16 protein-coding genes are annotated in these 15,397 nt (G+C 44.3%); 12 read left to right on the top strand and 4 right to left on the bottom strand.

Annotated elements, in window-relative coordinates:
- Window positions 1–12 precede the first annotated feature (12 nt).
- Window positions 13–207, bottom strand: a complete 195-nt coding sequence (locus tag IE164_RS09020) for a hypothetical protein (RefSeq protein ID WP_189629884.1) — start codon at window positions 205–207, stop codon at window positions 13–15.
- Between the two features lie 212 nt (window positions 208–419).
- Here IE164_RS09020 and IE164_RS09015 point away from each other — a divergent pair, with 212 nt between their 5' ends.
- From IE164_RS09015 to IE164_RS08980, 8 genes are all read left to right on the top strand, one after another.
- Window positions 420–881: a carboxymuconolactone decarboxylase family protein gene (locus IE164_RS09015; protein WP_189629883.1), complete on the top strand. Its 462-nt coding sequence runs from the start codon at window positions 420–422 to the stop codon at window positions 879–881.
- A 215-nt stretch (window positions 882–1,096) separates the two neighbouring features.
- Window positions 1,097–1,675 carry a hypothetical protein gene (locus IE164_RS09010; RefSeq protein WP_189629882.1) on the top strand — a complete coding sequence of 193 codons (579 nt, stop codon included), beginning with the start codon at window positions 1,097–1,099 and terminating at the stop codon, window positions 1,673–1,675.
- Between the two features lie 10 nt (window positions 1,676–1,685).
- Window positions 1,686–3,122 carry a flotillin family protein gene (locus IE164_RS09005; protein ID WP_189629881.1) on the top strand — a complete coding sequence of 479 codons (1,437 nt, stop codon included), beginning with the start codon at window positions 1,686–1,688 and terminating at the stop codon, window positions 3,120–3,122.
- Window positions 3,123–3,366: 244 nt separating this feature from the next.
- On the top strand, window positions 3,367–3,837 hold the full coding sequence (locus tag IE164_RS09000) for a GNAT family N-acetyltransferase (RefSeq protein WP_189629880.1): 471 nt from the start codon (window positions 3,367–3,369) through the stop codon (window positions 3,835–3,837).
- Window positions 3,838–3,882: 45 nt separating this feature from the next.
- Window positions 3,883–4,893, top strand: coding sequence for a hypothetical protein (locus tag IE164_RS08995; protein WP_189629879.1), 1,011 nt, complete (start codon window positions 3,883–3,885; stop codon window positions 4,891–4,893).
- 59 nt (window positions 4,894–4,952) lie between these two features.
- Window positions 4,953–6,602: an AMP-binding protein gene (locus IE164_RS08990; protein ID WP_189629878.1), complete on the top strand. Its 1,650-nt coding sequence runs from the start codon at window positions 4,953–4,955 to the stop codon at window positions 6,600–6,602.
- Window positions 6,592–7,287, top strand: coding sequence for a GDSL-type esterase/lipase family protein (locus IE164_RS08985; protein ID WP_189629877.1), 696 nt, complete (start codon window positions 6,592–6,594; stop codon window positions 7,285–7,287). Before IE164_RS08990 ends, IE164_RS08985 begins: the two co-directional genes overlap by 11 nt.
- Window positions 7,288–7,415: 128 nt before the next feature.
- The gene (locus tag IE164_RS08980) at window positions 7,416–8,591 is read left to right on the top strand and encodes a hypothetical protein (RefSeq protein WP_189629876.1); all 1,176 of its coding nucleotides are present in this window, start codon (window positions 7,416–7,418) and stop codon (window positions 8,589–8,591) included.
- Window positions 8,592–8,594: 3 nt separating this feature from the next.
- Here IE164_RS08980 and IE164_RS08975 read toward each other — a convergent pair whose 3' ends face one another.
- Window positions 8,595–9,215, bottom strand: coding sequence for a trimeric intracellular cation channel family protein (locus IE164_RS08975; protein ID WP_189629875.1), 621 nt, complete (start codon window positions 9,213–9,215; stop codon window positions 8,595–8,597).
- 79 nt (window positions 9,216–9,294) lie between these two features.
- On the opposite strand from IE164_RS08975, the gene IE164_RS08970 reads away from it, so the two are divergent.
- Window positions 9,295–9,876 (top strand): GNAT family N-acetyltransferase, encoded by a 582-nt coding sequence (locus IE164_RS08970; RefSeq protein ID WP_189629874.1) that lies wholly within the window; start codon window positions 9,295–9,297, stop codon window positions 9,874–9,876.
- Between the two features lie 38 nt (window positions 9,877–9,914).
- The gene (locus tag IE164_RS08965; RefSeq protein ID WP_189629873.1) at window positions 9,915–10,484 is read left to right on the top strand and encodes a uracil-DNA glycosylase family protein; all 570 of its coding nucleotides are present in this window, start codon (window positions 9,915–9,917) and stop codon (window positions 10,482–10,484) included.
- Window positions 10,485–10,558: 74 nt separating this feature from the next.
- Here IE164_RS08965 and IE164_RS08960 read toward each other — a convergent pair whose 3' ends face one another.
- Window positions 10,559–12,085 carry a peptide MFS transporter gene (locus IE164_RS08960; protein ID WP_189629872.1) on the bottom strand — a complete coding sequence of 509 codons (1,527 nt, stop codon included), beginning with the start codon at window positions 12,083–12,085 and terminating at the stop codon, window positions 10,559–10,561.
- A gap of 221 nt (window positions 12,086–12,306) precedes the next feature.
- Here IE164_RS08960 and pckA point away from each other — a divergent pair, with 221 nt between their 5' ends.
- Entirely contained in the window at window positions 12,307–13,926 is a 1,620-nt protein-coding gene (pckA, locus tag IE164_RS08955; protein ID WP_189629871.1) for a phosphoenolpyruvate carboxykinase (ATP), read from the top strand.
- A gap of 106 nt (window positions 13,927–14,032) precedes the next feature.
- Here the strand turns inward: pckA and IE164_RS08950 are convergent, their stop codons facing one another.
- Window positions 14,033–14,632: a hypothetical protein gene (locus tag IE164_RS08950; RefSeq protein WP_189629870.1), complete on the bottom strand. Its 600-nt coding sequence runs from the start codon at window positions 14,630–14,632 to the stop codon at window positions 14,033–14,035.
- A 295-nt stretch (window positions 14,633–14,927) separates the two neighbouring features.
- On the opposite strand from IE164_RS08950, the gene IE164_RS08945 reads away from it, so the two are divergent.
- Window positions 14,928–15,383, top strand: coding sequence for a (2Fe-2S)-binding protein (locus tag IE164_RS08945; RefSeq protein ID WP_189629869.1), 456 nt, complete (start codon window positions 14,928–14,930; stop codon window positions 15,381–15,383).
- The last annotated feature ends 14 nt before the right edge of the window (window positions 15,384–15,397 follow it).

Genomic DNA, 15,397 nt, shown 5'->3' with positions numbered 1-15,397 from the left:
CTGCTGAGCATCTCATTTCTCTTTTTGGAGGATAGTTCTAAAACTGTAAATCAAGCTCAGGTTCCAACCGAAAGTCTTGTAGCCAATTGAGACATTCCCATTGAAATGAATTGGGCCAACACCTCCCTCTTTGGTTTGACTCATTGAGAGGCTAACAAAGCCCATGAGAAAAAACACCATGAGCAGCCGGTCTTTGACGAGTTTCATTTTAGCAGCCTTTGGTCTACAAAACTCTAGGTTCAGTTGCCCTCCTGTCTAACAAAGTACAAAGCAAAACTTACGAATTTCAAACAGCCCGCTTTGTAAAAGCAGAAAGAGGCATTCTGGCTAACAGGAAAGTCTTCCAATCAGCCCCTACAATTTTTATAAGTATTGTCACACTTTCTGCCCCTCAACTGTAGTAATGAAAAAACATAATCATGAAAGCAAGAATAGCACAAAACGAAATCGACAACTCCATTTTTGCCGGCCTTATTAAAACAGATGGCATTCTGTACAGGTCTGGTATTGATCACAAACTGCTGGAACTCATAAAGCTAAGAGTTGCCCAGATAAACAGTTGTGCATACTGCCTGGACATGCACTATAAAGAGGCCGAACATTTGGGAGAAACACCACAAAGGCTCTATTCGCTATCGGCCTGGAGGGAAACCCCATACTACTCCGAACTGGAACAAGCCGTGTTGGCCTACACCGAAGCTATCACCAACGTAAATCGGGCGCATTTTGAGCCTGAATTAATGGCTGCCCTGGAGAAGTACTTTAACAAAGATCAAATTGCCCTGATTACTCTGGCCATTTCCCAAATCAATACCTGGACACGCCTGAACATTGCTTTTGGTACTGTACCAGGAGGCTATGTAGTCGGTCAATATGCCTAAAATTTACATTCCGGAAGTTGCTCTGCTGCCAGGCTGCTCTATCCCTCTTCTAGCCTGCGGCACGAGCAGCTCCGGTTGGCTAAACCTCAGATAGCAATCCTACTATTTTTTAACCCGTTCATTCGCCACTCGGCAAAATTATACACCCATGACCTGATTTATTTGGATTGGAATACTAAAAAACCATATTTTAATTCTACCAAATTTTTCCTTGCATGTCGAACTTATCAGAATGGTGGAATGCATTAGATACAATCCACAAAATTTACTGGGGCCTGGCAATTCCCTTCACCCTCATTTTCCTTATCCAAATGGTACTCACTTTTATTGGCGGAGAAATCGAGGTAGACGGGGATGCCGACTTTGATGTTGAAAGCGACAGTGGAGCAGGCTTCCAATTTTTTACCCTAAAGAACTTTATAGGCTTCTTTACTATCTTTTCCTGGTCAGGCATTGCCTCGCTCGATTCCGGTTATAGCATTGCAACCACCCTCATCGTATCGACCATTGCAGGGCTTTTAATGATGACCCTAATGGCTAGCCTCTTCTATTTCTTTAGTAAACTAACAGATAGTGGCACCCTCAATATCAATAACGCCAAAGGGGCTGTGGCCGAAGTTTACATGCGCATACACGGCAGTCGTGGCAACATTGGCAAAGTACTTGTAAAAGTGCAGGGCTCTCTAAGAGAGTTAGAAGCCATAACCGATGACCCTGAAGACTTACCCACCGGAGCGGTGGTTAATGTAAAAGAGGTCATAAATGACAATATTCTTCTCGTCTCTAAACACTAATTCAACACATATGAATGAATCATTTATCATCATTATTGCCGTTGCGGTAATCTTCGTATTCGTAATGCTCATCGGCATCTTCAGGAGGTACAAAAGGTGCCCCTCCGATAGAGTATTGGTAGTCTATGGAAAAGTTGGCGGACAAAAAGGAAGCGAATCAGGTCGTTCCGCCAAGTGTATTCATGGAGGTGCCGCCTTTATCTGGCCAATTATTCAGGATTACTCCTTTTTAGACCTGACCCCTATCTCTATAGAAGTAAACCTGACCAACGCCTTGAGCCGTCAGAACATTCGGGTGGATGTACCCTCTCGGTTTACAGTGGGTATTTCTACCGAAGAAGGCATAATGAACAATGCTGCCGAAAGACTTTTGGGTCTTTCTCAACAAAATATTCATGACCTCGCCAAAGACATCATTTTTGGCCAGCTAAGGTTGGTAGTAGCCACAATGGATATTGAGGAAATTAACAGCAACAGAGATAAATTTCTGGCCAATGTAGCCTCTAATGTTGAGGCCGAATTGAAAAAAATCGGCCTTAAACTTATCAACGTAAACGTGACCGACATTAAAGATGAGTCGGGCTATATTGAAGCACTTGGTAAAGAGGCTGCTGCCAAAGCCATTAACGATGCCATTAAAAGTGTAGCCGAAAAAGACAGAGACGGGCAAATTGGGCAGGCCAATGCCTTACAAGACCAACGCACCCAAGTAGCCGCAGCCAATGCCAAAGCCGTAGAAGGTGAAAACCTGGCTAAAATTAAAGTAGCTCAATCCGATGCCTCCCGTATTGAAAAAGAAGCAGAAGCAAAGAGGATTTCTACCGCAGCTGAGAAAGTACAGGCTGCAAAAGCCCTTGAAGAGGCCTATGCGGCAGAAAAAGAAGCCGAAATTGCTCGTGCCCAACGCGACAAGTCTACTCAAACAGCCGATGTGGTGGTACCTGCCGAAATAGACAAGCAACGGGTAGAAATTGCGGCTGAAGCAGAGGCAGAAATGATTAGAAGAAAAGCCAAAGGTGAAGCTGACGCTATATTGTACATGAAGCAAGCCGAAGCAAAAGGTATTTACGAAGTACTCACCAAACAGGCTCAAGGTCTTGAGCAGATAGTGAAAGCAGCCGGAAATGACTCCAAAAATGCTGTTCTACTGTTGGTGGCCGATAAATTACCGGAGCTTGTTCGCTTGCAAACTGAAGCCATTAAAAACATTAAGATTGATAAAATCACTGTGTGGGACAATGGCAGCGGCAATGGCCCTGAAAACAAAACGTCTACCGCTAATTTTATCTCAGGCCTGTATAAATCCGTACCTCCACTACAAGAAATGTTCAATATGGCGGGTATGGAACTCCCTGAATACCTGAAAGGTAAGTCGGCCGATGAGATTCAGGAAATGGCCGAAAAAGTAAAGGGTGAGACCAAACCAGATAAAAGCAAAGGGCAATAGCCTTTTGACAAGATAAACGCCTTAGCCCCCTTCGGTGACTGATGGTTACCGAAGGGTTATTTGTTTTATAGGATTACTTATGTAAGAAGCATGACGCATATTTCAACACCTCACCTCCATTTATCTCTTTATAAATGGCTTCTATAAGGTGCTGTAAAGACACCGCTTGTAGTTCAAGTGGTCTATACGGCTTTGTGCTCTAAATGAGTAACCCTTTTTTTATACCAATTACCAAAACAAGCTCATGGCTCCTTCTCTTACCCAAACGGACTCTTCTCACCCTCACTTTGTAGCGTTGGTTAAACTGCTCGATCAGGAGTTGGCCCAACGCGATGGCGATGAACATGCTTTTTATGCCCGGTTCAACAGCATAGATTCCTTAAAGCACTGTCTGGTGGCCTACCTTAATCATCAACCCGTAGCATGTGGAGCCTTTAAGGCCCATAGTTCCCCATGCACAGTTGAAATAAAACGGATGTATGTAGCCGAAGAACACCGTGGTAAAGGAATTGCCGGGCTTGTATTAAAAGGTCTGGAAGACTGGGCGCACAACCTGGGCTTTACTTCAGCAATACTAGAAACGGGCAAAAGGCAACATGAAGCGGTTGCACTCTATACTAAAAATGGGTATGGCCGAATACCCAACTACGGACAATACGAAGGAGTGACCAACAGCCTGTGCTTCCGCAAAGAACTATCCTCCTCTTTAAAATAATTTTACCTTAACAGCAGTATGTAAAGCCTTTGCTACATTGCAACCATGTTGCATAAGAATGCCAAAATTATTCCGGCCATTGCTACCATTATCATGTGCTTGTTCATGCAGTCTTGTGCATCTTTATTCAACAGCCGCTACAGTACCGTAACCATTGAGACTTCAGAACCCGCCAATTTTATTATAGATGAAGACACACTCATTAACAAAATGCCGGGGCCATTTACAACCGTATTCGAAAACACCACACAACCACTTTCCATTGGCTTCTTCAATGAGCAGCACCAAACCAGAATCTCTATTCTACCGGTAAGGTCTAAACTGTACTACCTGAATCTGTTTTCGCCATACGCTCTAGGCTTTCTGGTAGATGAACTAAACACTAAAAAATGGGAGTACCCAAGGCGTGTATATGTCGATTTGGCCGGAGGGTTCTACACTCCCTACCTACCAGCCGACAGTGCCCTGCTCATCAGTCGGCCTAATCGCATCGCGCTAACCCCACTATCGCCAGTTGGAGGGCAGCATCCGGGCCTGGAAATTTCCTACCAGCACATGCTTTCTATAAAGCACTCTTTGCAGTTTACCTACAAGCACTTTATTCCCTTTAATAGCGAACTTGCCAAAGAAGCCCGCGGTTTTGCGGCTACAACAGAAGTAAAACGCTTTTACAGAAACACGCGAAACAGTCGGTTTTACCTTAGCCTGGGTTATGAATACCTGAACAAAACGAGCGAAGCCAGCCTTTCATTCACCGAACCTGATGGTCAGGGCGATATTGTGGTGTGGCAGCTCACACAAATTAAAAAGCAGTTTCACTCCCTTACACCCCGCTGGGGTATAGAGTATAGCCTCGGCAAACGGCTGATACTCGATGGGTTTGCTGGCTTTGGAGCCCGTATTAGAAATGTAGAGCACATAAACCCTCCTGAAAATCTGGAGCACTTTAATGCCCAATGGGAATGGATCAACTACAACTTTGCTTCGAACAGACAGGTAAAAAACCAGTGGGCGCTGAATCTTGATCTGAACCTGAAAATTGCCTGGCTTTTCTAAAGCTGGCATCCTCACATTATCATATTTTCATTATATTCCATTTGCCAAACTCTTGACTTATGACGCGCAGATTTTCCTCGCCACTGGAGGCTTTTAACCATTGGGTTGAGAGCATTCCCAATGAAGTATTCCTGAGACAACCCGTTAACAGGAAGTTTGTTGAATTCACATTTGCCGAAAGTAATGACCAGATTCTCCGTATGGTCTCTGCCCTACACAATCTGGGCATTCAGCCCGGTGACCACGTGGCTTTGCTTTCCAAAAACTGCGCTCATTGGATTATGGCCGACCTCGCCATAATGGCGGCAGGCTGTATTTCAATACCCATTTACCCCACGCTTGGTGCAGAATCCATTCATGAAATTCTCGATCACAGTGAGTCGAAAGCAATCATTGTTGGTAAACTGGACGATTATGCCAGTCAAAAAGCCGGAATCCCCGACATATTGACTATTGGCATTGAAATGTACGGCACTATGGAGCATCATACCTGGGAGCGGCTTATTGCTCAGCACGAACCAAGTGCCACTGTACATGAACAAACTAGCGATGAACTAATGACCATTATGTATACCTCAGGAACCACCGGCCAGCCTAAAGGAGTTATGCATACGGTTGGAGCTTTTGCACAGCTCATCAACACGGCCATCGATGTCATTCACTTACCGGAGCGTCCCAGGCACTTTTCGTACCTGCCCATGACTCATATAGCCGAGAGAGCCGGCATAGAGCTGTCGTCTGTTTTTCGTGGGGCCATTGTAAGCTTCCCCGAATCGCTCGAAACATTCGCTGAAGATTTATCTTCCGTTCAGCCACATATATTCTTTGGTGTACCTCGTATTTGGCAAAAATTCCAGGAAAAGATTTTGGAGAAAATGCCACAGAAAAAGCTCGATCACCTGCTTTCCCTTCCGCTAATTGGTGGCTTGGTAAAGAAGAAAATCAAGAAAAAACTGGGGCTTTCGGCATCAATGGCCAATTTTTCGGGAGCTGCTCCCATAGCCGTAAGCCTCAAGCAATGGTACGCCCGTCTGGACATAATCATTAACCAGGCCTACGGAATGACCGAAGACTGTATTCTCTCCCACTTTAATCTTCCCGGTCAAAACAAGTTTGGAACTGTTGGCAAACCACTTCCCGGGGTAGAATCCAAACTATCGGCTGAGGGTGAAATACTAATAAAGAGTAATTGCCTGATGAAAGGTTATTACAAAGAGCCTGAAAAGACTGCCGAAATGTTTACCGAAGATGGCTTCCTGAAAACCGGAGATATTGGCGAGTTCGATCACGATGGTTTTCTGAGCATTACCGGCCGGGTAAAAGACCAGTTCAAAACAGATAAAGGAAAATACATTTCGCCTGCCCCCATAGAGCTTCAATTGCTTAAAAATTACGATGTAGACCAGGTATGCGTGGTAGGTACGGGTATTCCTCAGCCCATAGCTCTGATTGTACCTTCTGAAAGTGGGAAAAAGAAAAGCAAAGAAGAACTTAGCCAATCCGTTTGGCAGACTATAGAAGAGCTTAACCCCAGCCTTGAGGCATATGAAAAAATTGCCAAGGCGGTAATCATGAAAGAAATCTGGTCTGTAGAAAACGGCCTCATGACCCCTTCGCTCAAGGTAAAACGTAACCGGGTAGAAGCCCTCCATATGCCCATGTACCCTCAATGGTTCGATCATGAAGAGTCGGTGGTTTATGAAGCCTAAGCAATGGTTGGCAGGCAGTCTGTTTTTCTTCTGTTTATCGCAAAGTTTAGCACAGATTACCCACCAAAGGGTTTTCGACACGGTGCCCTACATTATGCATCACCACCAAAACAGACTAAAACAGTTTGAAAAAGACCCTATGACCACCGGACAAATCATTTTTCTGGGCAATAGTATTACAGAAGGTGGCCAGTGGCAGGCTTATTTCCCTGACAGTAAAGTGCTCAATCGTGGCATAGGAGGCGACATCTCCTTTGGCATTATCAATCGACTCAGTGAAATCACAGAGCGCAAACCAAACAAGCTGTTCCTCTTAATTGGCATTAACGACATCGGCATGGATATTCCAGAGGCAGTCATTGCCAACAACATAGCAAAGATCATTCAACGAATACAAAGCGAAAGCCCTCGCACAAGAATAATCGTACAAAGCATACTCCCTGTAAATCCAGAGTTCGATGGGTTTCCTCAGCACTACGACAAACAATACAGAGTACTTATGACCAACCAGCTCCTATTTAAGGTTTGTGCTGAACATGAAGTAGAATTCCTTAATCTCTTTCCCTTCTTTCTGGACAATCGTCAGCGACTCAAATCCGAATTGACCTACGATGGTCTTCATTTAAATGAGGCTGGCTATGCCCTATGGGTGAAAATTCTCAAAAGTGAAGGGCTTATGGAATAGGCAGGGGCTGGTTCAAATCTGCCCCAGGCTGAGCAATTGTGGCCATCAAAGGCTTATGCATAAATAATTGAGACGCGGGCATAACAATCAATACGCAACATACTTAACTTTGCATTTTATAATAAACTATGCGCAACAACCTCCTTATTGGCTGCCTTCTTCTAAGCACCACCTTCAGCCTCTTAGCACAACAACCAACCTTTGAAGACCGAATGGTAAAACGAACGATAAACTGTTTCGACATTGCCCTTAATTCGGTTGAAATGCTGGAGTCTTATTTTGTAACTAGCGAGTTAGACTCTGCACAATTGCTGCTCAACTTTTGGCAAGGCAAGTGTGGCCTTACCGAACCTGTATTCAGAGCAAAAACCATTCTATCGCTCCATAATCAATCCTTTTCAGGAGAGCTTACACCGGCCATTATGGACTACCTTTCCAGTTATCAAACGAAAGTATATCTGGCAGCTGATGGGGTGGAATTTAACAATTGGACAGCCTCTTATTTCGATTTTGTACCCATCAATGGAAGCTTCAACACGCTATTGGCGCGAATGGCCAAAAATGCAATAGGCCACTATGAACCCGGAAGCACCGAACATTTTCTAGCCTCCTTTTATGGTTCCGATGAACCCTCTTTGCATGAAATGATGCGTTTGCCCACTTATCACCAATCGCCTATTAAGGGCGCTTATGATACCAAGGTTAGACAAATTGATGAAATGCTCAAGTTGCACTCTGGAATTTTGGGCGGATGGTGGATGCCTACCGGTGAAATGCAGGCCGTAGGCTCACACCCTAACATTGGTTTTTTTATTGGTGGCAAAAAAGGCAAGTCTACCCTAGACCTATCGGTTAGTTTTAAATTCCTCAATGCACCAAACGAATACACCGCCTATCGTAAAGAAGATTTTGGCCTTGAGGTAAGTACGAGGCATTTTTTTGGAGGCTACTTTGGCATAGACTACAGCCGGGAGTTAATAGAGTGGAACAGAAATGAAGTGCTTATTCTTACCGGTGCCGGCATCGATGGATTTGACGCCATTAAAGAGGATGAAGACAACGGCATTTCAGGGGAGAGTGTTTTCACCTACAATTTCAATGCAGGTTTGGGCTATAAATATAACCTGAGTCACAAGCAGTACCTCTCCCTGCAAGCCAAATATAACTTAACGGACTACGCGCTGAATGGTGTTGTAAACTATTCGGGCAATGCAATTACACTTTCCTTGATATGGGGCTTCTATACCAGTCCGCAAGCTGATAGTTTTTACTTTAAGAGAAAAAAGAACAAGCGCAAAAAGTAACCCTTACTTTACAGCCCTGAACGACCAGTTGTATACCACAGCCAGAATTCTGATAGTAATAATGATTGAAATGGTCACTATAATTCTGAAGTCATCATTAATGGCCGTTTGACCTAGCATAAGATATATTATCCCGCCCACCAGGCACACCGTAGCATAAACTTCCCGCCTGAATATTAGTGGAATTTCATTGACCAGAGTATCGCGCAAAACACCACCAAAAACTGCGGAAATAGTACCCATCATAACCGCTACTATAGGAGACAGTCCAAGATCGAGTGTTTTTTGCAGGCCCAGAATGGTAAACAATCCAATACCAACGGAATCAAACAGAAACATGGTTTTGCGGAGCTTTTCAAAAATCCTTCTGAAAAATGCCGCTGCAAACATGCCGGAGGCAATTATAATAAGATAGTTAACATCTTGCATCCAGCCTACAGGCGTTGAACCAATGAGAACATCGCGCAGTGTGCCCCCTCCCACTGCCGTAACAAAAGCAATAACAGAGGCCCCAAAAAAATCCAGCTCTTTTTTAGCGGCCAACAGCCAACCACTGACGGCAAAGACAAACGTACCGGCCAGGTCAACATAATAAATTAGCTCCGCGCTGGAAAAGTCGTTCATGCCACGAAAGTACGCTGATTGTAATCATTTTAAAACTACCGCATTTTATCTTTACCTTAACCAGCCCTTTTTCTCTATAATGAAATCCGCAATATCTATCCGAATAGTTAAACTTAGCGATGCCGCTCCCATGCTAAGTATCTACAGCCCAATTGTTCAGGAAACCGCTACCTCCTTTGAACTGACTCCCCCACCTTTGGAGGAGTTTGAACAACGCATACTCACCTATGGGACAAAAGCCCCCTGGCTGGTGGCCGAAGAAAACGGAGTGGTAACAGGCTATGCCTATGCCACAGATCATCGGAGCCGCAAAGCCTACCAGTGGAACCAGGAAGTAACCGTATACGTGCATCCCAACCATCGGAACAAGGGCATAGCCCGCAAGCTGTACCTCCAGCTGCTACACATGTTGCAGGCCATGAACTATTGTAAGGCCATAGCAGTGATTACCGTTCCCAACCAGGCCAGTATCGGGTTTCATCAGGCATTAGGCTTTAGACACATTGGTGAAATGAAAAACGTTGGATACAAATTGGGCCGCTGGCATACTACCAGTTGGTGGGATTTGGATCTTCATCAGAGCGATGCCTCTCCTCAACCACTCAAATCGTTACAAGATATTTTATCGCAGTTTGGCTTTCAGGACTGGTCTATCAAATAGACGACCTATCGTTCCATAGCTTTTTACGATATTTCGTTATGCAAGACCTACTGGAACAAATAAGGAATTGTACACTTTGTGCAGAACATCTGCCTCTGGGCCCCAGGCCTGTGATTCGGGTCCATCGTTCTTCAAGAATACTTGTTATTGGGCAGGCTCCGGGAACAAGAGTACACGAAACCGGGATTCCCTGGAATGACCCTTCCGGTAAAAACCTGAGAAAATGGATGGGTGTAACCGATGAACAGTTTTATGACTCCGGTCTTTTTGCTATCGTCCCTATGGGTTTTTGCTATCCGGGAAAAGGCAAGTCGGGCGACCTTCCGCCCAGACCGGAGTGTGCCGCTGAATGGCATGAAAGGTTACTGGCAAAAATGCCAAACATAGAACTTACCCTGTTGATTGGCCAATATGCTCAAAGCTATTATCTGGAAGGAAGAAAGGAGAACCTCACTGAGACGGTGAGATCATTTAAAGAATACTTACCCAAGTACTTTCCGCTGGTTCATCCTTCTCCCAGAAATGGCATCTGGATGAGAAAGAATTTATGGTTTGAAGAAGAGGTATTACCAGTACTTCAGCATAGGGTTCAGCAGATTATAGAATAAAAAAAGCTGTTTCAATAGCCACTAACCTCATACGAGTTGCTATTAAAACAGCCTCTTTAGTAAAGACTCTATCCTTAATGCACGTTCTGCATCCAGCGATTCAACAATGGAGAAAGAATAAATACAATAAGTCCTGCACCAATGGCATATTGAGCAATCATCTCAAAACCTCCAATGTATACATCAAGCGAATCGAAACCTCTGATATCGGCATTATCGCTCTCTATGGCTAGTTTTTTACCAATAAACCCAACTACCTGAAAGGCAAAGGCACTAGAAAGGAACCAAACCCCCATCATAAAGGCCACTATTCGCTTGGGTGAAAGATCAGTAATTTTAGAAAGCCCCACGGGCGACATAAACAACTCACCCACCGAAAGTAAGAAGTACATTAAGAGCAAATAAACAAATGGCACCATGCCGTTTTCATCGGCCGCACCACGACTTAAAGCCAACACATAGAAACTCACTCCGGCCAAGAGCAATCCCATTCCAAACTTATATGGAGTTCTGGGGTTCTTCTTCTTTTTGGCCAATGAGGTCCATAGCAAAGAAATAGGAATGGAAAGGAAAATAATGAACATGGAGTTCAGCGAGTTGGTCTGGGCGGCATCAATAATAGACAAGTTCACGTTCCTGTCGGCAAACAAGGTAATTACGCTCCCTGAAAGCTCATGAAAACCCCAGAAAACCGTCATAAAAAGGGTAATAAATAGCGCCACAGCCAGTTTCTTTCTTTCAGAAGGTGTGGCCTGATAAATAATGAAGGCCATGTATAACAAAATGGCTATACCTATTCCTTTGAAGAGGATGTTTACAAAGTTTTGGTCGCCAAAGAATGACTCTCCTCCCAAAACAGGCTCATAAGAAGCCAGCATAAGTGCAATAAACGGTGCCGCCAAAAAGGATAGTACAGGAACAAGTACCTTTTTCTTAAGTCCCAGCACCGGCTTATTGAGCCCCTCCTCACTTGGGGGCAATCCCTTATCTCCAAAAATTCCACTTTTCAATCCAGACCAGAAAAAGGCCAAGCCGGTTAACATTCCAATACCGGCCAAGCCAAAGCCATAGTGCCAGCCGTATTCTCTACCGAGCCATCCGCAAAGAATGGGAGCTATAAAGCCACCAATGTTGATTCCCATATAGAAAATGGTGAACCCAGAGTCTTTTCGCACATCTCCATCTTTGTAGAGTGCTCCCACAAAGGTGGAAATATTGGGTTTAAAGAACCCGTTGCCCACTACAATGAAAGCCAGTGCTAAAAAGAAAGCCATGTCATTTTCAATGGCCAAAACAAAATGTCCTAAAGCCATGAGAATACCTCCAAGCATAATGGAACGCCTAAAGCCTAAAAGCTTATCAGAAATTCTACCTCCTACCACGGTAGAGGCATATACCAACGAACCATAAGAAGAATAAACGGCTGCAGCAGCCAAATCTCGGGTGGCAAGCGCTTCAAAAATTTCGTTCACCATATATAAGGTGAGCAAGGCGCGCATTCCATAAAAACTGAATCGTTCCCACAGCTCAGCAAAGAACAGATAGAATAACCCTTTCGGGTGGCCGAGCATCTCCGGCTCTTGACTTCTCAATTCTGACATAGTTGTTTTAGTTAGTTTTACAGCAAAGTTTCCAATCTACGACCGTCCATAAGATATTACAAGCCATTTCACACAAATGAGGCCACATTTTAGCCTAAAGGGAGCTTACTTCGGCTCCTTGTGATGTTAAAATGTAATTGTCGGCAAATAATGCATTAATTTCGAGCGCGATACTTACTTTTGCAAACGATTTCATAAACAAGGAAATTAAGCCTAAAATCATGTTAGAAACTGGAATAAAATCCAACAAAGCAGGCCTGGAAGCGGCAGGCATTAAAAAAGTTAAAGAAGCACACTGGAACCTCAGCCAAACCGAACTGATTGAGGAGTCTATCAAAAACGGTGAAGGCCACTTAACCGACACCGGTGCTTTAATGTGTGACACAGGAAAATTTACCGGAAGATCTCCAAAAGACCGGTTCATTGTAAGAGATGAACTAACAGAAGACAAAGTGTGGTGGGGCGATATCAACATTGGTATTTCACCTGAATCGTTCGACCGCATTTACAACAAAATGATCAGCCATCTGGAAGACAAAAAAGTCTATGTGCGCGATGCTTACGCGGGAGCTGACAAAACCCACCGTCTAAAACTCAGGGTAATCAACACCCTTGCCTGGCACAACCTATTCTGCTATAACATGTTCATTAGGCCGGAAGGATATAAACTTGCCGACTTTGAGCCCAACTTCACCATTATTTGCTGCCCCGAATTTGAGGCAGACCCTGAAACTGATGGCACCAGACAAAGCAACTTTGCCATTGTAAACTTTACCAAACGAATGATCCTGATTGGGGGCACCCAGTATTCGGGAGAAATGAAAAAAGGTATTTTCTCAGTACTCAACTTCTTGTTGCCAACAGTAGATGGTGTGCTACCAATGCACTGTTCGGCCAATATGGGAATTGACAAAAGAGATACGGCCATCTTCTTCGGGCTGTCGGGCACAGGTAAAACCACCCTTTCGGCAGACCCTAACCGACTGTTGATTGGTGACGATGAGCACGGCTGGACCGAAAAGAACGTGTTTAACTTTGAAGGTGGTTGCTATGCCAAAGCCATAGACCTTACCGAAGAAAATGAACCCGATATTTTCAGGGCTATTAAATATGGTGCTATTGTAGAAAACACCCGTTTCCATAAAGGCACTCGCACGGTAGACTACAGCAACACCTCAGTAACCGAAAATACCAGGGTATCGTATCCTATCGACCACATTAACAATATTGCAGTTCCTTCTATTGGTGGCATTCCAAAAAACATCTTCTTCCTTACTTGCGATGCCTTTGGTGTAATGCCTCCTATTTTGCGTTTGAACAAAGGGCAAGCCATGTACCACTTTATCTCGGGCTATACTTCTAAAGTAGCCGGTACAGAAGCAGGAGTTACCGAACCTACCCCGGTATTCTCGGCCTGCTTTGGAGCTCCGTTTATGCCACTTCACCCAACCGCCTATGCAGAAATGCTCGGAAAGAAAATGGATGAGCACGGAGTAAATGTTTGGCTCATTAATACCGGTTGGACCGGAGGCCCTTACGGAGTTGGTTCAAGAATTAAACTGAGATATACCCGTGCCATGATATCGGCCGCACTTTCGGGCGTATTGGACAACGTGGGTTACAGAAAACACTCCATTTTTGGAGCCGAAATTCCAATGACCTGTCCTGATGTACCAAGCGAACTGCTTAGTGCCAGAGAAACATGGAAAAACGATAAAGGCTTCTACGAAACTTCTAACAAGCTGGCGCGCATGTTCCAGAACAACTTTAAGAAGTTTGAGTCTTTTGCCAACGAAGAGATCATGGCAGGAGGCCCACAGCCTAGAACAGATTATGCTTAACAGCACTCACCTTCAACCTCAATACAAAAAAACCCAGCCGTCCGCTGGGTTTTTTTCTTGGCCTCACAGCCAATCCGACACTACTATTGATTATTAAGTATTAATCCTACGCTTCAGCGCTCTTAACCAATTCCAATTGATTCAGAGCAGTTTGTAATTCCCTTTTCAGTTTAATCTGCTTTTCAGTAGCCTGAAACCGCTGGTTGCGATAATCTTCCACAATCTTTGAATAGGCGCTCTTAACACGCTTCACTACTCCACACACATGACGAATACGACCATACATTATGACCAGACACAGGCACAACAAAACCACCAGCGACCAAACAAATATGCTGTAAGTAGCTTTCTTCATATCCATCCCTAAAAATCCGATCATATCGGCACGAGACTCTGCTGTAGCCAAAGTGTTGGCCAATTGCTCGCTTTCTGCTCTCAGTTGCAACACCGTAGCTTGCATAGATTGGGTTTGTTCGGTCAGATCTGCCAGGCTTTGCCTATAGTGGCTTAGACTATCTTGCATGGCATGTTTAAACCGTCTGAGGTCGCTCGTTCTGATTACCTTATAGTCCTGATAAGTTTCTGCCCCATCGAGTAAAGACTCAAGGGTTTCGTTCAATGATTTATCGATTTGTGCGTGTCCACCTATTGGGAAAATGATGGCCAATACAGCCACACAAAGGGTGAGTAGTTTCAATCGTTTCATCGTACAATGTTTAGGTGTAACAGCTTCCAAATTAATGAATGAAAAAACAACCTGTAACATTCTGGGGTACAAAGCATTTTTCTACCCTTATCATTCAAAAAACCTTGTTAAAACTGCGCTACCGGAAAACTACTGCCAGTATTTAATAAGCTCTTCTGTCTATTTGCTTTGGTAGGCAAAAGTCGGCCATTCGTCTTTTTAAAATCAGCATATGTCCAATTACCAGCCGAAGCTGTGAGTTTGAATGGGAAAAGCTTATATTCAATGACTCATTTAACTCCAAAAAATCATTGATATGGCAAGTTATACGCTCAAAATAAACGGTAAGCAGCGAACTGTTGAAGCAGACGCAGATATGCCCATGTTATGGGTGCTTCGCGATCTGGTGGATTTAAGAGGCACCAAGTACGGATGTGGCATTGGCCAATGCGGTGCCTGCACCATTCATTTGAATGGTAATGCTGTGCGTTCTTGCCAATTACCGGTATCGGCTATTGGCGAAGCAGAAATAACCACCATAGAGGGTTTATCTGAAAAAGGAGATCATCCGCTTCAGAAAGCATGGAAGGAGCACGATGTGCCTCAGTGTGGCTATTGCCAGGCTGGGCAAATAATGACAGCTGCAGCTTTGCTGAACCGTAATTCACGACCATCGGCTTCTGAAATTGCCGATGCCTCCCATGGCAATATTTGCCGATGCGGAACCTACAATAAAATAAAAGCCGCCATTGCCACGGCCGCAGAAATGTAATCCAAAACCAGAAA

It is taken from the genome of Roseivirga thermotolerans (assembly GCF_014653175.1).
Lineage (GTDB): Bacteria > Bacteroidota > Bacteroidia > Cytophagales > Cyclobacteriaceae > Roseivirga > Roseivirga thermotolerans.
Note: the sequence above shows the minus strand (reverse complement) of the source record. Positions and strands in the feature narration are given on the sequence as shown.